Origin of the sequence: Microbacterium sp. (assembly GCF_017305435.1) — a bacterium.
Taxonomy (GTDB): Bacteria; Actinomycetota; Actinomycetes; order Actinomycetales; family Microbacteriaceae; genus Microbacterium.
Genome location: NZ_JAFKIP010000003.1, coordinates 397,868 through 416,382, shown reverse-complemented (window position 1 = coordinate 416,382; position 18,515 = coordinate 397,868). Strand labels below are relative to the sequence as shown.

Below are 18,515 nucleotides of genomic sequence, written 5' to 3'. Positions count from 1 at the left end.
CGAGCGCCCTGCTCGCCCGGCGACCGCTCTCATGAAAGGAGCCTGATGTGACCGCGACCGCCCCCTCCCGGCCCACCAAGCGCATCGGCTTCGGCAGCACGCTCAGCTCGTGGGACCTGAAGCTCTCGCCGTACCTCTACATCTCGCCGTTCTTCATCCTGTTCCTCATCGTCGGCCTGTTCCCCCTCGGCTACACGGCCGTGATCTCGTTCATGGACTGGGATCTCGTCCGCAACTCCGGCCAGTTCGTCGGGTTCGACCAGTACGCGACCGTCCTCAGCGACCCGAAGTTCTGGATCGCGCTGCGCAACACCTTCAGCATCTTCCTGCTGTCGAGCGTGCCGCAGCTGCTCTTCGCGGTCTTCATCGCCGCGATGCTCGATCAGAACATCCGCGCGAAGACCTTCTGGCGCATGGGCGTCCTCCTGCCCTACGTCATGGCCCCCGTCGCCGTCGCCCTCATCTTCTCGAACATGTTCGGCGACCAGTACGGCATCATCAACACCTGGCTGGGCTCGATCGGCCTCGACCCGGTCAAGTGGCATTCCAACGCCTTCGCGAGCCACATCGCCATCGCGACGATGGTGAACTTCCGCTGGACGGGCTACAACACCCTCATCCTCCTCGCCGCGATGCAGGCGATCCCGCGCGACTACTACGAGGCGGCCACGGTCGACGGCGCCGGCAAGATCCGCCAGTTCTTCGCGATCACGCTGCCGAGTCTGCGACCGACGCTCATCTTCGTCATCATCACCTCGACGATCGGCGGCCTGCAGATCTTCGACGAGCCGCGCATGTACGACCAGTTCGGCACGGGCGGCGCGAACTCCCAGTGGCTCACGATCACGCTGTGGCTCTACGACCTCGGCTGGGGCCAGTGGAACTTCGGTCGCGCTGCGGCGCTCGCCTGGATCCTCTTCCTCATCATCCTCGTGATCGGCGTCCTGAACCTGTTCATCACCCGCAGTCTCGTCCGCGACGAAGGCGGCCGCGGCACCCTCACCCGCGCCCAGCTGCGCGCCGCGCGGCGGGATGCCAAGGCATCCGTCGCCGCAGGCCGTACCGCCGCGCCCGCCCCCACGCCTGTTCCGAATCCCACGCCCGTTCCGAATTCGGAGGTGTCCCGATGACCGCTCTCGACATGAAGCCGGTCGCCGTGCAGGACGAGGGCGCGGAGCGGCAGAACAAGCGCCCGCGCCACATCAAGGGCACGCGCCCCGGATGGTTCATCTACGCCTGCCTGGGCGTCGTGATGCTCGCGAGCATCTTCCCCTTCTACTGGTCGCTGCTCATCGGATCGGGTGACTCGTACACGATCCGCGACCCCGACATGTCGTGGATCCCGGGCGGCAACTTCTTCGCGAACGCCGCGAAGGTCGTGAACGACCCGGCCGTGAACTTCTGGATGGCGCTGTGGAACTCGATCCTGAGCTCTGCGCTGATCGCGGCATCCGTCGTCTTCTTCTCGACGCTCGCGGGCTGGGCGTTCGCGAAGCTGCGCTTCCGCGGGTCGAGCTGGCTGCTCGTCTTCGTCATCGCGACGATGGCCGTGCCGACGCAGCTCGGCGTCGTGCCGCTGTACATCCTGTTCAGCGACCTCGGCTGGACGGGACAGCTCGGCGCGATCATCGTGCCCGCGCTCGTGAGCGCATTCGGCGTGTTCTGGATGACGCAGTATCTGCGTCAGGCCGTCCCCGATGAGCTCATCGAGGCCGCCCGCGTCGACGGGGCGAGCTCGTTCCGCACCTTCCTCACCGTCGGCCTCCCCGCCGCGCGCCCGGCGGCGGCGATGCTGGCCCTGTTCACGTTCGTGTCGGCCTGGAACAACTTCTTCTGGCCGTTCATCGTGCTCGATCGGCAGAATCCGACGCTGCCCGTCGCGCTCTCGCTCCTGCAGTCGAATTACTTCGTGGACTACTCGATCGTGCTCGCCGGCGTGTTGCTCGCTACCATTCCCCTGCTGATCCTGTTCGTCTTCGCCGGCAAGCAGCTCGTCAGCGGCATCATGCAGGGCGCGGTCAAGGGCTGACGCCCGCCGCACCGTCGGAAGGACTTTCATGACCGACTCTCCCCGACCCTTCGGGACCGATTTCCTCTTCGGGGCCGCGACCGCCGCCTTCCAGATCGAGGGCGCCGCCTTCGAAGACGGGCGCACCGCTTCCATCTGGGACGCGTTCTGCCGCGTTCCGGGCGCCGTCATCGGCGGCGACACGGGCGATGTCGCGTGCGATCACTACCACCGCTACCCGGCGGATGTCGCGCTCATGAAGGAGCTCGGCCTCGACACCTACCGCTTCTCGGTGTCGTGGTCGCGCGTGCGCCCCGACGGCGGACCGGTGAACCAGAAGGGGCTCGACTTCTACAAGCGGCTCGTCGATGAGCTGCGCGAGAACGACATCCTGCCCTGGCTGACGCTCTATCACTGGGATCTGCCGCAGGCGATCGAGGAGCGCGGCGGGTGGACCGTGCGTTCGACGGCGGAGCAGTTCGCCGAGTACGCGCTCGACGTGCACGACGCCCTCGGGGACCGTGTCGCCAACTGGACGACGCTGAACGAGCCGTGGTGCTCGTCGTTCCTCAGCTATACCGCCGGCATCCACGCGCCCGGCCGGTACAGCGTCACGGACGGCGTGCTCGCCGCGCACCACCTCCTCCTCGGCCACGGTCTCGCCGTGCGGGAGCTGCGGGCGCGGGATGCCGCGCTCAGCCTCGGCATCACGCTGAACCTCACGGTCGCCGAGCCGGTCGACCCGGCATCCCCGGCCGACGTCGACGCCGCGCGCCGCATCGACGGACAGTTCAACCGCTGGTTCCTCGACCCGATCTTCCGCGGGTCGTACCCGGCGGACGTCGTCGCGGACATCCGTGCCGTCGCGCCCGAGGCGATCGACGCGCTGGATGCCGCGACCGCCCCCGGCGACCTCGAGACCATCGCGGCGCCGCTCGACGCCCTCGGCGTGAACTACTACCACGGCGAATTCGTGGGCGCAGCTCCGGACCCGCACGCGCCTGCGTCGGGCGACGCCCCCACGGCGCGACGGGTCGAGTCTCCGTTCCCCTCGCACGACGGCATCCACTGGCACGACCGCGGGCTCCCGCGCACGAACATGCACTGGGAGGTCGACCCCGCCGGGCTCACGACTCTCCTCGAGCGGGTGTGGAGCGAGTATGCGGAGTCTGCCGGCACCGTGCTCTACGTCACCGAGAACGGCGCCGCCTACGACGACGTCCTGGTCGGCGAGGGGCTCGATGCGCGGGTGCACGACGACGAGCGGGTCGACTTCCTCAGACGGCACCTCGGCGCGATCCTCGATGCGCGGGATGCCGGGGTCGACGTCCGCGGGTACTTCTACTGGTCGCTGCTCGACAACTTCGAGTGGGCGTGGGGGTACGACAAGCGCTTCGGCATCGTCCACGTCGACTACGACACCCAGGAGCGCACCCTCAAGGACAGCGCGCTGGAGTATCGTCGGGTCATCGCCGCCCGTGCGATCGACGTCGCCGCGGCATCCGGCGCCACCGCCCCCCGAAGTGAGGTACCCGCTCCGTGAGCATCGACACACCGAGGGCGGCGGCGACGATCGAAGAGGTCGCGGCCGCCGCCGGTGTGTCGCGCTCGACGGTGTCGCGCGTCGTCAACGGCTCGACGGCCGTGAGCCCCGCGGCCCTCGCCGCGGTCGAGCGGGCCATCGCGGAGCTCAACTACGTCCCCAACCGGGCGGCGCGCTCGCTCGCATCGCGCGCCACGATGGCGATCGCGCTCGTCGTGCCGGAAGACACGACGCGGTTCTTCGGCGACCCGTTCTTCGCCGCCGTCGTGTCGGGCATCAATGCGCGCCTGAACCGCTCGGACTACGTCCTGAACCTCATCATCGCGAGCGACGATCCGCGCGACAAGACCGCCGCGTACGTGCGCAGCGGCGCCGTCGACGGGGCGATCATCGTGTCGCACCATACGAGCGACACGTTCATCGATCGCATCGCGGCATCCGTGCCGGTCGTCTACGGCGGGCGCCCCTCCCGCGCGCGTGAGAACGACTACTACATCGACGTCGACAACACCGCCGGGGCGTATCAGGCGACGACCTACCTCGTCGAGAAGGGCTTCCGGCGCATTGCGCACATCTCGGGCCCCGTCTCGATGCCCGCCGGGATCGACCGTCTCGCGGGCTTCCGTTCGGCACTGGCCGACGCCGGGATGGTGCCCGTCGCCGTGGAGGACGGCAACTTCACGGCCGACGGCGGCTCGGCGGCCATGGCGCGGATCCTCGAGTCCGGGGCATCCTTCGACGCCCTCTTCGTCGGGAGCGACCTCATGGCGCGCGGCGCGCTCGCCGTTCTGGGGCGCGCCGGGATCGACGTGCCGGGCGACGTCGCGATCATCGGCTTCGACGACTCGCCCGTCGCGACGGCCGTGCAGCCGAACCTGACGACCGTGCGTCAGCCGTCGCACCGGCAGGGGCAGCAGATGGCCGACGTGCTGCTGTCGCTCCTCGCCGGGGGGACGCCGCCGCACGTGACGGTGCTCGAGACCGAGCTGATCGTCCGCGACTCCGCCTGAGCCCCCGCTCGCCGTCGCTCGCCCGTCGCTCGCCGAGTGTCCAGGACACGCGGTGCGGCGGCAGTCGCAGTCCGCGTGTCCTGGACACTCGGCCGCAGGGGTCGGCGGCGGGCGGATGCCTCAGGCGAGGGCCGCGTGCAGCTCGTTGTTCCACGGGTCGGCGAAAGTCATCGTCCGGCCGTCGTCGCGCACGGCCACGCCGTGATCGCGCAGGCGTTCGGCGAGGGCGCCGAGGCCATCGGCATCCGGCAGTGCGAGCTCGACGCGGCCGAGTCCCAATGCGGGCATGCGCGGCCCCGCTCCGCGCGAGTTCCACACGTTCATGGCCATGTGGTGGTGGTACCCGCCGGCGCTCACGAACAACGCCGTCGGCAGGGATGCCGTGGTCTCGAACCCGAGCGCATCGACGTAGAACGCGCGGGCGCTCGCCACGTCGCCGACCGAGAGGTGCACGTGTCCGATCGCGGCGGCGTCCCCCGCGGTCGACCCCTCGGTGACCGCCTCGGTGAGGTGCTGGGAGAGGAAGGCGTTCGGGTCGAGGTACAGGGTGTCCATCTCGACCTGACCGTGCGTCCACGACCATTCGGTGCGCGCGCGGTCCCAGTACAGCTCGATGCCGTTGCCCTCGGGGTCGGTCAGGTAGAACGCCTGACTCACGAGGTGGTCCGCACTCCCGGTGAAGGTGTGCGGAGCCCGCCGCGCCACCGAGTACAGCGCCGCCGCGAGCGCCGCCTGCGTCTCGAACAGGATCGCGGTGTGGAAGAGCCCGGCCGACCCCGTCGGCGCGTGGCGCAGCGCGGGGTCGTGCCGCAGGATCACGAGCGGCCGGCCGGCGCGGCCGAGCGTGACGGCATCGCCCTCGGCATCCTGCACCTGCAGGGTGACGACGTCACGGTAGAACGCCGTCTGCGCGTCGAGGTCGCCGACCCAGAGGGTGACGGCGCCCATCGCGGTGGCGGGGGCGAGCGTCGTGGATGCCGAGGCAGCGTCAGTCATGTGTACCTACAACTACCCTGTGGTGGACGGTATTCCTCGGGTCGTCTGGGCAGCCGGCTGGGTCGTCTGGGCCGCCCGGGGGCGTCGCCTACTCGGGGTCGCCGCCGAGCGGGCCGATGGGCACGATAGGGCCGCCGTCGTCTGCGCCCGTCTTGCGCCAGCGGGCGATCGCGTTGCCGCCGTGGTAGATCACGAGCGCTGCGACCGTGCCGAGGACGATCGCGGAGAACGTCAGCGCTCCGAGATTCATCGTGAACCCCGCGATCGCGATCACGAACGAGACCGCGACCGTGTACTGGTTCACCGGGCGCGAGAAGTCGACCTGGTTGTCGACCCAGATCTTGATGCCGATGACGCCGATGAGGCCGTACAGCGCCGTCGTCGCGCCGCCGATGACGCCGGCCGGGATCGTGTTGATCACGGCGCCGAAGGCGGGGGAGAACGACAGCAGGATCGCGAACGCGCCCGCGACCCAGTACGCGGCCGTCGAGTACACGCGCGTCGCTGCCATGACGCCGATGTTCTCGCCGTACGTCGTGGTCGCCGAGCCGCCGAACAGGCCCGCGAGCGTGCTCGCGACGCCGTCGGCGGTGAGCGCGCGGCCCGTGTGGCGGTTGATCGTGGGGTCGCCGGTCATGGTCGCGACGCCGCGCACGTGGCCGACGTTCTCCGCGATGAGCACGAGGATGACGGGGAGGAAGATCGGCAGGAGGCTCCACGAGACCGGGTCGCCGAAGGCGGGGAAGTGGAACTCGGGCAGTCCCACCCACGGTGCGGCGCTGATCGCCGTGAAGTCGACCTGACCGGTGAGGGCGGCGACGACGTACCCGACGATCACGCCGAGGAAGATCGAGATCCGGCCGAGGAAGCCGCGGAACAGCACGCTGAACAGGATGATCGCGGCGAGCGTGACCGTCGCGACGACCGGCTGCAGGGTGAAGTTGTTCCACGCGGCCGGCGCGAGGTTGAGACCGATGAGGGCGACGATCGCGCCCGCGACGACGGGCGGCATGAGCTTCTCGATCCATCCCGTGCCGACCTTCTGCACGAGGAGGCCCACGAGCGCCAGGAGCACGCCCGTGACGGCGACGCTCACCATCGCCTGCGTGATCTGCGCGGTCGTCTCGAGGGTCTTGCCGCCGTTGTAGGCCTGGATCGGGGCGATGAACGCGAAGGACGAGCCGAGGTAGCTCGGCAGCTTGTTACGCGTCAGGAGGAGGAACAGGATCGTGCCGACGCCCGAGAAGAACAGCGTCGTCGTCACGGGGAAGCCCGTCAGGATCGGCACCAGGAACGTCGCTCCGAACATCGCGACGACGTGCTGCGCGCCGATCGCGATCGTTCCGGGCCAGCTCAGTCGCTCACCGGGAGCGACGACGGCGCCGGGTGCGACGGTGCGGCCGTCTCCGTGCAGGGTCCAGATGGGCATGCGGGTGCTCCTCGTCGATCGGGTGGATGCCTGGGATCAGGCTACCTGGGAAACTGCTGTGAGCGCGGAGGCGCGAGCGGTCTCCTCGCCGAGGCGACCTGCGCAGTCTTCGCGCCGAGATAGCCCATTGTTGTCGAGTGCGCCCCTTGTCGACCGTGAATACCGGGCCCCGTGGGCAACGACCGGCGCACTCGGCGCGGGGCGGGGCAGGGGGGGTGGCGCGGGGTGTCGGACGCTAGGCGGTCAGCGTCTCGAGCAGTTCGCGGTACTTCGCGGCAGTGCGCTCCACAATCTCGGCGGGGAGCTCGGGCGGCGTGCCCTGCTGGTCCTCCCCACGCCCACTCGACGCATCGCTGGCGCGCTGCGTCGAGCCTCCGGGCGCGTGGGCCCAGTTCGCGGCGAGCCAATCGCGCACGATCTGCTTGTCGAAGCTCGCCATGCGCGCGGCGGGGGTCTCGCCCGTGGCCCAGGCCGCGGCATCCCAGTAGCGCGACGAGTCGCTCGTGAGCACTTCGTCCGCGAGGGTGAGCGTGCCGTCCCGGTCGACGCCGAACTCGAACTTCGTGTCGGCGAGGATCAGCCCGTGGGCCTCGGCGGTCGCGGCGGCGCGACGGTAGATCTCGAGCGACGCGTCGCGCAGCTCGGCGGCGCGGTCCGCTCCGACGAGCTCCTCCGTGCGCGCGAACGAGATGTTCTCGTCGTGCTCGCCGAGGGGCGCCTTGTAGGCGGGGGTGAAGAGGGGCTCGGGCAGGCGGTCGCCGTCCTGGAGGCCCTCCGGCAGCGGAATGCCGCAGACGGTGCCCTCGGCGCGATACTCCTTGAAGCCGGAACCCGTGAGGTAGCCGCGCACGACGCACTCGATCGGCAGCATGTCGAGCGACCGTACGACCATCGCGCGGCCCTCGACCGGTGCGGGCGCGGCCTCCCCGGTGAGGTGGTTGGGGATCGCGCGCCCTCCGTCGGCGCCGGCGAGCTGGTCGAACCACCACAGGCTGAGGGCGGTCAGCAGCGCGCCCTTGCCGGGGATGCCGGGGCTCAGCACGTGGTCGAACGCGCTCACCCGGTCGCTCGCGACGACGAGCATCCGGTCGTCGTCGTCGTCGTCGTCGCCGTCGTGCCCGTCCGCGCCGCCGGACGGGCGGTAGAGGTCGCGCACCTTGCCCGAGTACACGTGGGTCCAGCCGGGCAGGTCGAGAGCGTCGGTCACGCCTCCATTATGGTCGCCGCTCCCGCGCCAGCGGATTCCTGAGCATAGGGGATTCATCGTTTCGCCATGGTCCGCGCAGAAAGCCGTCGCCCATGCTGATGACATGATCCCGGAACCCGACCACACGCCCGATGGCCCGCGGTACGAAGGGCGCACGCTCGATCGCCCCGACGACGAGGTCGTCGACCAGGGCGCGGGCTTCGATCTGCGCACCCTCGTCTCGCGTCGCGGCATCCTCGGGATCGCGGGCCTCGGCGTCGGCGCGGTCGCGCTCGCCGCATGCACGGCGGTGACGGATGCCGCGGCATCCCCCTCCGCGACGCGAACGGCGACCCCGACGCCCACTCCGACGGCGACCCCCACGCCGACTCCGGCGGCGGCGACGCCCCTTCCGGCGGGCGAGATCCCCGACGAGACCGCGGGCCCCTACCCGGGTGACGGGTCCAATGGCCCGGATGTGCTGGAGCAGTCCGGCATCGTCCGCTCGGATCTGCGTTCGTCGATCGGCGGCGGTGCGACCGCCGACGGCGTGCCGCTGACCTTCACGCTGCGCATCACCGACATGGCGAACGGTGACGCGCCGTTCGCCGGCGTCGCCGTCTACGCCTGGCACTGCGACGCGCAGGGGAACTACTCGATGTACTCCTCGGGCGTCGAGAACGAGACCTACCTGCGCGGCGTGCAGGTGACGGATGCCGCGGGCCAGGTGACCTTCACCTCGATCGTGCCCGGCTGCTACTCGGGGCGCTGGCCGCACATCCACTTCGAGGTGTATCCGTCGGTCGATCTCATCACCGATTCGGCGAACGCGATCTCGACGTCGCAGCTCGCCTTCCCCGAGAGCATGCTCGGCGGCGTCTACGCGCTCCCCGCCTACGCCGGGTCCGCGGAGAATCTCGCGGGCGTCTCCCTCGCGACCGACAACGTGTTCGGCGACGACGGGGGAGCCCTGCAGATCGCGACCGTGACGGGGGACACGTCGGCGGGCTTCACCGCGATGCTCACGGCGCGCGTCGACACGACGACCGCTCCGACGGGCGGCTCGATGCCAGGCGGCGGTCCGGGCGGACGCTGACGCTCAGCCAGAGGGAGGCCGGGCAAGAGGCCGGGCGGGCGGCGTGATCTCGTCGACGAACGCGAACGCCTCAGCGACGACGTCGGGCCAGAGGTCCGCGGCATCCGCCCCCACGAACACCCACTCGCGCATCGCGCGCTCACGCATGACCATGCGTTCGGCCCGGCCGCCGGCTTCGAGCTCGGTGACACGCGCCTCCGGCAGCTTCGCGATGAGACCGCCCCGGTGACCCTGGAACGCGAACACCTTGCCGCGCACGCGCAGGCCCTCGCTCCCGAACATCGGGCCGATGTCGACGTCCTCGTGCGCGAGGTAGAGCGCCGCGATCTCCTCGAAGACCTCGTCAGCGTCGATCGTCATGGTCGGACGCTACCGCGAGCGCCCGACATCCGGTATAGTCCACATGGACTAATCGAGATGGAGTAATCGTGAAGGATGCCGCTGCCCGCCTCACCCCCCTCGGGGTGATGGTGCTCGCGCTGCTGCGCGAGGGCGACATGCACCCGTACGAGATGATTCGCCTCATGCGCCATCGGCACGACGACCGCATCGTCCCGGTCACGAACGGCACGATGTACCACACGGTCGCGCGGCTCGAACGTCAAGGGCTCATCGCCGAGGTCGGCATCGACCGCGACGGCAACCGGCCCGAGCGCACGACGTACGCACTGATGGATGCCGGCGGCGAGGCCGTCGAGGGATGGGTGCGGCGGGAGCTCACGGAACTCGACCATCCCGTCGAGTTCCGGGTCGCGCTCGCCGAGGCGCACAACCTCGCTCGCGACGACGTCCTGACGCTGCTGCGCACGCGGCTCGCCGCACTGGCGGAGGCACGTGACCAGCACCGGAACGGCCGTGCGAAAGCGCTCGCCGCCGGCACCCCCGAGCAGTACCTCATCGAGGTCGACCGGCAGGGCGCGCTCCTGACGGCCGATCACGACTGGCTCGCCGCCTTCCTCGAGCGGCTGAGCTCCCCCGACCTCGTGTGGGGAGCACACGAGAACGACGCCCGCTACCTGGCTCAGCGAGAGGCCGCCCGGCGATGACCGAACCGACCACCACACCCGCGACGAACACCGACCCCACCCCGGCGCACGGACCTGCCCACACCGAGCGGAGCCCGTGGCCCGCACTCTGGGCGCTCGTCATCGGGTTCTTCATGATCCTCGTCGACACGACGATCGTCTCCGTCGCGAACCCCGCGATCAAGGCGGCGCTCGACCCGTCGACGAACAACCTCGACAACGTCGTGTGGGTGACCTCCGCCTACCTCCTCGCGTACGCCGTGCCCCTCCTCATCACGGGTCGCCTCGGCGACCGGTTCGGGCCCAAGCGCGTCTACCTGGTCGGTCTCGCGATCTTCACGCTGGCGTCCCTCGGCTGCGGCCTGTCGGGGACGCTCGAGATGCTCATCGTGTTCCGCGCGGTGCAGGGCCTCGGGGCCTCCCTCATGACGCCGCAGACGATGGCCGTCATCACGCGCACCTTCCCGGCGAACCGCCGCGGCGCTGCGATGGGCCTCTGGGGCGCGACCTCGGGCGTCGCGATGCTCGTCGGTCCGCTCGCGGGAGGCCTCCTCGTCGACGGCTTCGGCTGGGAGTGGATCTTCTTCGTGAACCTCCCCGTCGGCGTCATCGGCTTCGTGCTCGCCTGGATCCTGGTCCCGAACCTCGAGACGCACGAGCACCGCTTCGACATCCTGGGCGTGTTCCTCAGCGCGATCGCGCTCTTCCTCATCGTGTTCGGCCTGCAGGAGGGCGAGCACTACGACTGGGCGGCGTGGGTCTGGACGATGATCGTCGTCGGCATCCTCGTCATGGCGCTGTTCATCTGGCAGCAGGCGAAGACGAAGAGCGAGCCGCTCGTGCCTCTGGGCCTCTTCCGCGACCGCAACTTCTCGGTCTCCAACGCCGCGATCACCACGGTGGGCTTCATGGCGTCGAGCATGTCGCTGCCGCTCATGTTCTTCGCGCAGCTCGCGCGCGGTCTGACGCCCACCGAGGCGGCGCTCCTGACCGTGCCGATGGCGGTCCTCGCGGGTGTCCTGGCGCCGTTCGCCGGGCGACTGCTCGACCGCGTCGACCCGCGGCTGCTGCTCGTCCCGGGCCTGCTCCTCACGGCGATCTCGCTGTTCTGGTACGCCGCCCTGATGAACCCCGACACCGAGATCTGGGTCTTCCTGCTCCCTTCGGCGCTGATGGGCATCGGCCAGTCCGGCATGTGGGGGCCGCTCGCGACGACCGCGACGCGCAACCTGCAGCCGCGGCAGGCCGGTGCCGGGTCCGGCATCTACAACACGACCCGTACGATCGGCTCCGTGCTGGGTTCGGCGGCGATCGCCGGCTTCATGCAGAACCGACTCGAGGCGAACCTGCCCGGCGCGGGCGATGCCGGTGGCGATTTCGGAGCGGGCCAGCTGCCCGATGTCGTCGTCGGGGGCTTCTCCGACGCGATGGCGCAGTCCATGCTGCTGCCCGCGTGCGTGCTGCTCGTCGGCGTCGTGGTGGTGCTGTTCACGCAGCGGCCCGCGCACCTCGCGAAGCGCTGACCCGGCACACCTGACGAGCACCCCGCCTGAGTGGCGCCTGGCAATCTCCGGAACGGTCGGGGCGAGAGCATGACAGCGCCTCGAACCCTTCCTAGCGTGGAGTGATGAGAAGAACCGGCATCCTCCCCCTGCTCGTCGTCGGCCTCGCCGTGACGGGATGCGCTGCGACGGCTCAGACATCGTCCGAGCCGTCGCAGACGTCGGCCACGGCGTCCTCGACGCCCTCCGCCCTCGAACCTTCCCGGAGCGCGGCGCCGGCACCGACCGCCGACCCCCTCGAGATCGCGCGCGTGACCTTCGACAACACGGCGACACCGTCCGTCTCGTCCGGCGTCACCGGACCGTCGCTCGCCACGGGCACGTTCCGGATCGAGGGCGACTGCGAAGGCGAGTCCTTCGACTATCGACTGCGCGATGCGGCGATCGACGGGTCGGGGCGCGACCTCGCCACGGGCACGATCACGTGCGGCTCCGCCGACCCGAAGGCCGCGCCCGTGTTCGACGCGAGCACGGGCGGTCCGGTGCAGTTGAGCCTGGAGGGCGTCGACGCCGACTCGGGCTGGGTGCGCGCCGTGCTGGTCGAGTGACGGCGCGGGCTCAGTCGGCGACGCGGGCGGCGATGTCGCGGCGGTAGTGGCCGCCCTCGAGGGTGATCTCGCCGAGCGCGGCGTACGCGCGCTCGCGCGCCAGCGCGAAGGTCTCGCCCGTCGCGATGACGCTCAGCACGCGCCCGCCCGTCGAGATGAGGTCGCCGCCGGGGGCATCCGGGCCCGCCGTCGCCGCGTGCGCGAGGTGCACGCCGGCGGTGGATGCCGCCGCCCGCAGCCCCTCGATCGGACGGCCCGTCACGGGCGACTCCGGGTAGCCCTCGCTCGCGAGCACGACGGTGATCGCCGGCGCGGGCGAGAACGTCGGCTCCGGCTCGTCCTCGAGGGTGCCGGATGCCGCCGACATCAACAGCCGCGACAGCGGGCTCTCCAGGCGTGCGAGCACCACCTGGGTCTCCGGGTCGCCGAAGCGCGCGTTGAACTCGATCACCTTGATCTCGGTGTCGGCGCCCTCGCCGGTGAGGCGTGCTCCTCCGCCCGTGAGAATCAGGCCGGCGTAGAGCAGTCCGATGAAGGGGGTGCCCTCGGCATCCAGCTGTCGGATGACGGGCTCGGCCACCTCGGCGGTGACGCGCTCGATGAAGGCGCGCTCGCTGCCGAACCGGTCGGCGAGCCACGGCAGCGGCGAATAGGCCCCCATGCCGCCCGTATTGGGCCCGGCGTCACCGTCGTGGGCGCGCTTGAAGTCCTGTGCGGGGGAGAGGGCGCGCACCGTGTCGCCGTCGCTGACGAAGAAGAGCGACACCTCGGGGCCGGAGAGGAACTCCTCGACGAGCACGGGGCCGGCGTCGAGGAAGGATTCCGCATGGGCCAGCGCGGCCGCGCGGTCCTCCGTGACGATGACGCCCTTGCCCGCGGCGAGGCCATCCGCCTTCACGACGTAGGGGGCGCCGTAGGCGTCGAGCGCGGCATCGACCTCGGCGCGCGTCGCGGCGCGTGTGGCGCCGCCCGTGGGGACGCCCGCGGCATCCATGATGCGCTTCGCGAACGCCTTCGAGCCTTCGAGTGCCGCTGCGGCCCTGCCCGGGCCGAAGACGGGGATGCCGCGCTCGCGGAGCGCGTCGGCGACCCCGGCCACGAGGGGTGCCTCGGGGCCGATGATCACGAGATCGATGTCCTCGTCGTTCGCGTACTCGGTGACCGCACCGGGATCGTTCGCATCGAGACGCGGCACGAGCGTCGCGTCGGCGGCGATGCCGGCGTTGCCGGGCGCCGCGAAGAGCTCGTGGCCGCCCTCCCGCTTCAGTGCGAGGAGGATGGCGTGCTCACGGGCACCGGAACCGAGGACGAGAATGCGCACGCGGCCAGCCTACCGAGCCGGGGCTGCGCGCCCGGGCGTACCGTATTCAGTCTCCGCGGTCTCGGATCCGGCGGTGGGGACCGGGATTCCGCGGTCGGCGGTCGGGGCGCGGACCGGGCGGACTGAATTGCGAACGCAGTAGCGTGGAGAGCATGGCCCGCAGGATCACGACGGACGACGGGCGCGCAGCGCTCGCGGCGGTCGGGGCGGCGCGCGCGGACGGGCAGGCCCTGCCGCGCGCCGAGACGGCGACGGCCGTGCGGTACCTCCTGCAGCTGCTCGTCGAGAAGGCTCCCGGCGGCACGGTCGAAGTGCGCGTGCCACCGTACGGCGCGGTGCAGGTGATCGAGGGTCCGCGGCACACCCGCGGCACGCCGCCGAACGTCGTCGAGACGGATGCCGCCACCTGGATCGACCTCGCGACGGGCGCGGAGGGGTGGGGGGATGCCGCGGCATCCGGTCGCATCCTCGCGTCGGGCACGCGAGCCGATCTCGCCGATCTGCTGCCGCTCCGGCCCTGATCATCCCGACCGCTGCGTGCGCCGGAGGCGACGAGAGAGGATATGGTGAAGATAGGTAAGGCATCCCTTACCTCGTTGTGTACCGCGCGGCGCGGAGCGCCATCGGCCGCGGTCGCCGCCATTCCACCCTTGCTGGAGCCCGCATGCGCTCGTCGCTGACCGTCCGCCACGCCCTCGCCGCCGCCGCGCTCGTCGGCGCTGTCGTCCTCGCCCCCGCCGCGGCGCACGCGGCGAGTCCCGTGCCGACGGCGGCCTCGGCATCCGATGCCTGCACGATCTCCGACGCTCAGCTGACGTGGGGCTTCAAGGAGTCCTTCCGCTCGTACATCTCCGGCACGATCGCGCACGGCCAGTGGGAGCCGATCGACGGCGCGACCTACACGACCCCCGCGTTCTCGTGGTCGACGGCGACGGGCTCGACGGTGACGGGCACCGCCGCCGCCGCGGGCGCGCCGGCCGAGGCGGCGCTGACGGGCGGCATCCGTTTCACGGGGCATGACGGCCTCCTCGACACGACGATCGCCAACCCGACCCTCGTGATGGACACCCCGACGCACGCGATCCTGCGCCTGGACGTCTCCGGGGTCTCGATGGAGGCCGCCCTCGCGGGCGACAAGACGGCGACCACCGTCACGCAGGTGCCCTTCGTCGACATCGATCTGAGCGGCGCGACCGTCACCCCGACCGCCGACGGTGTGACGATCACCGCAACGGATGCCCCGACCGCCATCACCGCCGACGGGTACGCCGCGTTCGGCAACTACGAGACCGGCACGGCGTTCGACCCGATCACGATCGAGCTCGCTGCCGCGTGCGCGACGGATGCCGCGGCATCCAGCCCCGAGGAGTCCGCGACGCCGATCGCCGCCGTCGTGGACGACGCCTCGGATGCCGCCGGCGACAACGCCGCGACGCTGTGGGGCATCGGCGCGGGCGTCGTCGCCGCGCTCGCCGTCGTGGGCGCCGTCACGGCCGTCGTGCTGCGCCGCCGGAAGTCGGTTGCCCCCGACGTCGACGCGGACCGAGGCGCGCAGGCGTGAGTCGCTTCCCCCGTCGACGCCCGCTGCACCGACGCCCCGTGCTTAGAGGCCCGGTGTTTCGAGGCCCGGTGTTTCGAGGACCGGTGGCGGCGGTCGCGCTCCTCGCCGCGGCTCTCGTCCTGAGCGCGTGTGCCACGGGCGGCTCCGGTGCCCATGGCGGCGCCGACGCCGCCGAGACCGCGACGGTCGCACCGCGGGTGCCCCTGTCGGAGCTCACCCCACTCGCCGATCCGCGCGCCTACGAGGGCCCGTCGACCGCCGTGCTCGCGCAGGCGCAGATCGACCCCGTCGCCGAGGACCCGCCGCAGAGCCTGCCCGTCACCGTCACCTCGCACGACCTGACGGGCGCGCGCGAGGTCACCGTGACCGACACCTCGCGGGTCATCGCGATGGACCTCTCCGGCTCGCTCGCGGCGACCGTCGCGGGGCTCGGCTTCGCCGACACGCTCGTCGGCCGCGACATCTCGACGACGTTCCCGGGCTCCGAGGACCTGCCGGTCATCACATCGAACGGCCATTCCGTCAACGCCGAGGCCGTGATCGCGACGCGGCCGACGCTCGTCGTGACCGATGGCAGCATCGGCCCGACCGACGTCGTGCAGCAGCTGCGCGACGTCGGCATCACGGTCGTCTTCGTCGAGGAGTCCTCCTCGTACGCGGGTGCCGCGCAGCTCGCCCGCGACGTGGCGGGGGTGTTCGGCGCGCCCGCGGCGGGCGACCTCCTCGCCGAGCGCATCGCGTCGCAGGTGGAGCGCACGACGGCGGACATCGCGCGCTTGGCGCCGGCGAATGCCGCGGACCGCCCGCGCATCGTCTTCCTGTATCTGCGCGGATCGGCCGGCGTCTACTACCTCTTCGGGGAGGAGTCCGGCGCGGATCAGCTGATCTCCGCGCTCGGCGGCGTCGACGTCGCGGGCGAGCTGGGCTGGCGCGGCATGCAGCCGCTCACCGACGAGGCGATGGTGGCCGCCGACCCCGACCTCATCCTCGTCATGACGGACGGGCTCGCGTCGGTCGGCGGCGTCGATGCGCTCCTCGCGGACAAGCCCGCGATCGCCCTGACGTCGGCGGGCCAGCATCGCCGGTTCGTCGACATGGCCGACGGGCAGATCCTCTCGTTCGGCCCGCGGTCGGCCGACGTCCTCGATGCGCTCGCGCGCGCGATCTACGCGCCGGACGCCGAGGCGGCGGCGGGCGGGGCGGATGCCGGGGCCGCGGCCCCTCGAGAGGGCGCTCGATGACGGCATCCACCGCCTCGCCCTCGGCGCCGCAGGCCTCGCCCGCTGCGCGCCCCGTGGCCGCGCGCACCGCGGGGACGCGCCGCCGTGTCCTGGCGTTCGGGGTGGCCGGCGTGCTGCTCGCGGTCGGCGTCGTGCTCTCGGCCGGGTCCGGGCAGCTGCCCATCGGTCCGGCGGAGGTCGTCGGATCGCTGCTGCGCGGCCTCGGCATGCCGAACGCGTGGGCGCCGGACGATGCGCTGATCGAGCAGACGCTGTGGCAGATCCGCTTCCCCCGGGTCGTGATGTCGCTCCTCGTGGGAGCCCTGCTGGCCGTCGCCGGCGCTGTCATGCAGGCGATCTTCGCCAACCCGCTCGCCGAGCCGGGGGTCGTCGGGGTCTCGTCGGGTGCGGCGGTGGGCGCCGCCACGGCGATCACGCTCGGCCTGTCGGCGTTCGGGGGGTTCACGATCGCCCTGTGCGCCTTCGCCGGCGGCCTCGCGGCCACGTTCGTCGTCTATGCGACGGCGCGTGCGAACGGCCGCACCGAATCGGTGACGCTCATCCTCACCGGCATCGCCGTCAACGCCTTCACGGGTGCGGCGCTCGCCGTGCTGATGTTCGCCGGTGACACCGCGTCGCGCGAGCAGATCGTGTTCTGGCAGCTCGGCTCGATGAACGGCTCGCGCTGGCCCGAGGTCGCCCTCGTCGCGGTCGTCGGCGCCGTCGCCGCCACCGCGACCATCGCCCTCGCCCGCCGCTTCGATCTGCTCGCCCTCGGCGACCGCACCGCCGCGCACCTGGGGGTGCGCGTCGAGCGGCTGCGCATCGTGTCGATCGTGCTCGTGGCGCTGCTCACGGGCGTCGCCGTCGCGTTCGTCGGCATCATCGCATTCGTCGGGCTCGTCGTGCCGCACATCGCGCGCATGCTGCTCGGGCCCTCCAACCGCACGCTCCTTCCGGCGGCGCTCCTCGGCGGAGCCGTCGTGCTCGTCTACGCCGACCTCCTCGCGCGGACGGTCATCCCGTCGGCCGACCTGCCCATCGGCATCCTCACGTCGCTCATCGGCGGGCCGTTCTTCTACTGGCTGATCCGTCGCGGGCGTCGCCGGGCGGGAGGGTGGGCATGACCGCGGCGTTCGGCCTGCGCGGCGTCGGCTACCGGATCGGTCACGGCGAGGGCGCGGCGACCATCCTCGACGACATCACCCTCACCGTGCCGTACGGTCGCGTGCTGGCGCTCGTCGGGCCGAACGGCGCGGGGAAGTCGACGCTCCTCGGCATCCTCACCGGCGACGCGGCCGCGACCTGGGGCGAGGTCACTCTCGACTCCCGACCGCTCTCACAGTGGTCCTCGCGCGAGCTCTCCCGCACCCGCGCGGTGCTGATGCAGTCGAACCAGGTCGCCTTCTCGTTCACGGCGCGCGACGTCGTCGAGATGGGTCGTGCGCCCTGGATCGGCGCCGCGAAAGGCACGGCGAACGCGGATGCCGATGAGCGCGTCATCGCGCAGGCCCTCGACCGCGCCGACGTGGCGCACCTCGCTGATCGGGCGTTCCCATCGCTGTCGGGCGGGGAGAAAGCGCGCGTGTCGCTCGCGCGCGTGCTCGCGCAGGACACCCGCGTCGTGCTGCTCGACGAGCCGACGGCCGCCCTGGATCTCCGCCACCAGGAGGACGTCCTGCGGATCGCCCGGGCGCTCGCGGCCGAGGGGCGGGCGGTCGTCGTCGTGCTCCATGACCTGTCGCTCGCGGCGGCGTACGCCGACGAGGTGGCGATCATCGAGGCCGGCCGCCTCGTCGCGACGGGGGAGCCCGCCGCCGTGCTCACGGAAGAGCGCATCACCGCGGTCTATCGGACGCCCGTGCGGGTGCTGGCCGACCCCGACACGGGGCGTCCCGTGGTCCTGCCGCGTCGCACCGCGTGATCATTCGCACGCATGGACGCCTGGTTAGGTTAGGCTAAGCTCATTCAAGACTGGACGTTTCCCGTACGTCCGCCTGCTTTTCCCTG

Annotated in this window: 18 protein-coding genes; 13 read left to right on the top strand and 5 right to left on the bottom strand. The window is 71.3% G+C overall.

All coding sequences use genetic code 11. The annotated features are described in order from the left end of the window. Positions 1-47 precede the first annotated feature (47 nt). From J0I43_RS05265 to J0I43_RS05250, 4 genes are read left to right on the top strand one after another with little or no spacing between them, the layout of a single operon-like run. Complete coding sequence (locus tag J0I43_RS05265) at positions 48-1,130, top strand: carbohydrate ABC transporter permease (RefSeq protein ID WP_292860124.1); 1,083 nt, start codon at positions 48-50, stop codon at positions 1,128-1,130. Beyond that, a complete protein-coding gene (locus tag J0I43_RS05260) occupies positions 1,127-2,029 on the top strand; it encodes a carbohydrate ABC transporter permease (protein WP_292860122.1) in 903 nt (300 codons plus the stop codon). Before J0I43_RS05265 ends, J0I43_RS05260 begins: the two co-directional genes overlap by 4 nt. A gap of 28 nt (positions 2,030-2,057) precedes the next feature. After that, a complete protein-coding gene (locus J0I43_RS05255) occupies positions 2,058-3,551 on the top strand; it encodes a GH1 family beta-glucosidase (RefSeq protein WP_292860120.1) in 1,494 nt (497 codons plus the stop codon). Continuing rightward, complete coding sequence (locus J0I43_RS05250) at positions 3,548-4,561, top strand: LacI family DNA-binding transcriptional regulator (RefSeq protein ID WP_292860118.1); 1,014 nt, start codon at positions 3,548-3,550, stop codon at positions 4,559-4,561. The genes J0I43_RS05255 and J0I43_RS05250 overlap by 4 nt, the downstream gene beginning before the upstream one ends. A gap of 120 nt (positions 4,562-4,681) precedes the next feature. On the opposite strand, the gene J0I43_RS05245 is transcribed toward J0I43_RS05250, so the two are convergent. The 3 genes from J0I43_RS05245 to J0I43_RS05235 all read right to left on the bottom strand — a co-directional run bounded on the left by J0I43_RS05245 (position 4,682) and on the right by J0I43_RS05235 (position 8,193). Next, on the bottom strand, positions 4,682-5,557 hold the full coding sequence (locus J0I43_RS05245) for a VOC family protein (protein ID WP_292860116.1): 876 nt from the start codon (positions 5,555-5,557) through the stop codon (positions 4,682-4,684). Between the two features lie 88 nt (positions 5,558-5,645). After that, positions 5,646-6,986 (bottom strand): solute carrier family 23 protein, encoded by a 1,341-nt coding sequence (locus J0I43_RS05240; RefSeq protein WP_292860114.1) that lies wholly within the window; start codon positions 6,984-6,986, stop codon positions 5,646-5,648. Positions 6,987-7,221: 235 nt separating this feature from the next. Further along, the gene (locus tag J0I43_RS05235) at positions 7,222-8,193 is read right to left on the bottom strand and encodes a phosphoribosylaminoimidazolesuccinocarboxamide synthase (RefSeq protein WP_292860112.1); all 972 of its coding nucleotides are present in this window, start codon (positions 8,191-8,193) and stop codon (positions 7,222-7,224) included. Positions 8,194-8,296: 103 nt separating this feature from the next. Here J0I43_RS05235 and J0I43_RS05230 point away from each other — a divergent pair, with 103 nt between their 5' ends. Next, positions 8,297-9,268 carry an intradiol ring-cleavage dioxygenase gene (locus tag J0I43_RS05230; protein ID WP_292860110.1) on the top strand — a complete coding sequence of 324 codons (972 nt, stop codon included), beginning with the start codon at positions 8,297-8,299 and terminating at the stop codon, positions 9,266-9,268. 3 nt (positions 9,269-9,271) lie between these two features. Here the strand turns inward: J0I43_RS05230 and J0I43_RS05225 are convergent, their stop codons facing one another. Continuing rightward, positions 9,272-9,628: a hypothetical protein gene (locus tag J0I43_RS05225; protein ID WP_292860108.1), complete on the bottom strand. Its 357-nt coding sequence runs from the start codon at positions 9,626-9,628 to the stop codon at positions 9,272-9,274. Between the two features lie 68 nt (positions 9,629-9,696). On the opposite strand from J0I43_RS05225, the gene J0I43_RS05220 reads away from it, so the two are divergent. The 3 genes from J0I43_RS05220 (at position 9,697) to J0I43_RS05210 (ending at position 12,403) form a co-directional block, all read left to right on the top strand. Further along, the gene (locus tag J0I43_RS05220; RefSeq protein WP_292860106.1) at positions 9,697-10,314 is read left to right on the top strand and encodes a PadR family transcriptional regulator; all 618 of its coding nucleotides are present in this window, start codon (positions 9,697-9,699) and stop codon (positions 10,312-10,314) included. Continuing rightward, positions 10,311-11,816 carry a DHA2 family efflux MFS transporter permease subunit gene (locus J0I43_RS05215; protein WP_292860104.1) on the top strand — a complete coding sequence of 502 codons (1,506 nt, stop codon included), beginning with the start codon at positions 10,311-10,313 and terminating at the stop codon, positions 11,814-11,816. Before J0I43_RS05220 ends, J0I43_RS05215 begins: the two co-directional genes overlap by 4 nt. A 104-nt stretch (positions 11,817-11,920) precedes the next feature. Beyond that, complete coding sequence (locus J0I43_RS05210) at positions 11,921-12,403, top strand: hypothetical protein (protein ID WP_292860102.1); 483 nt, start codon at positions 11,921-11,923, stop codon at positions 12,401-12,403. Between the two features lie 10 nt (positions 12,404-12,413). Here the strand turns inward: J0I43_RS05210 and purD are convergent, their stop codons facing one another. Then, on the bottom strand, positions 12,414-13,724 hold the full coding sequence (purD, locus tag J0I43_RS05205; protein ID WP_292860099.1) for a phosphoribosylamine--glycine ligase: 1,311 nt from the start codon (positions 13,722-13,724) through the stop codon (positions 12,414-12,416). Between the two features lie 152 nt (positions 13,725-13,876). Here purD and J0I43_RS05200 point away from each other — a divergent pair, with 152 nt between their 5' ends. From J0I43_RS05200 to J0I43_RS05180, 5 genes are all read left to right on the top strand, one after another. After that, on the top strand, positions 13,877-14,245 hold the full coding sequence (locus J0I43_RS05200) for a sterol carrier family protein (protein WP_292860096.1): 369 nt from the start codon (positions 13,877-13,879) through the stop codon (positions 14,243-14,245). Positions 14,246-14,388: 143 nt separating this feature from the next. Continuing rightward, positions 14,389-15,285, top strand: a complete 897-nt coding sequence (locus tag J0I43_RS05195) for an HtaA domain-containing protein (protein WP_292860093.1) — start codon at positions 14,389-14,391, stop codon at positions 15,283-15,285. 83 nt (positions 15,286-15,368) lie between these two features. Beyond that, positions 15,369-16,526, top strand: a complete 1,158-nt coding sequence (locus J0I43_RS05190) for a hemin ABC transporter substrate-binding protein (protein ID WP_292860090.1) — start codon at positions 15,369-15,371, stop codon at positions 16,524-16,526. Further along, positions 16,523-17,632 (top strand): iron ABC transporter permease, encoded by a 1,110-nt coding sequence (locus J0I43_RS05185; protein ID WP_292860087.1) that lies wholly within the window; start codon positions 16,523-16,525, stop codon positions 17,630-17,632. The genes J0I43_RS05190 and J0I43_RS05185 overlap by 4 nt, the downstream gene beginning before the upstream one ends. Further along, positions 17,629-18,429, top strand: coding sequence for a heme ABC transporter ATP-binding protein (locus J0I43_RS05180; protein WP_292860084.1), 801 nt, complete (start codon positions 17,629-17,631; stop codon positions 18,427-18,429). Before J0I43_RS05185 ends, J0I43_RS05180 begins: the two co-directional genes overlap by 4 nt. Positions 18,430-18,515: the final 86 nt, after the last annotated feature.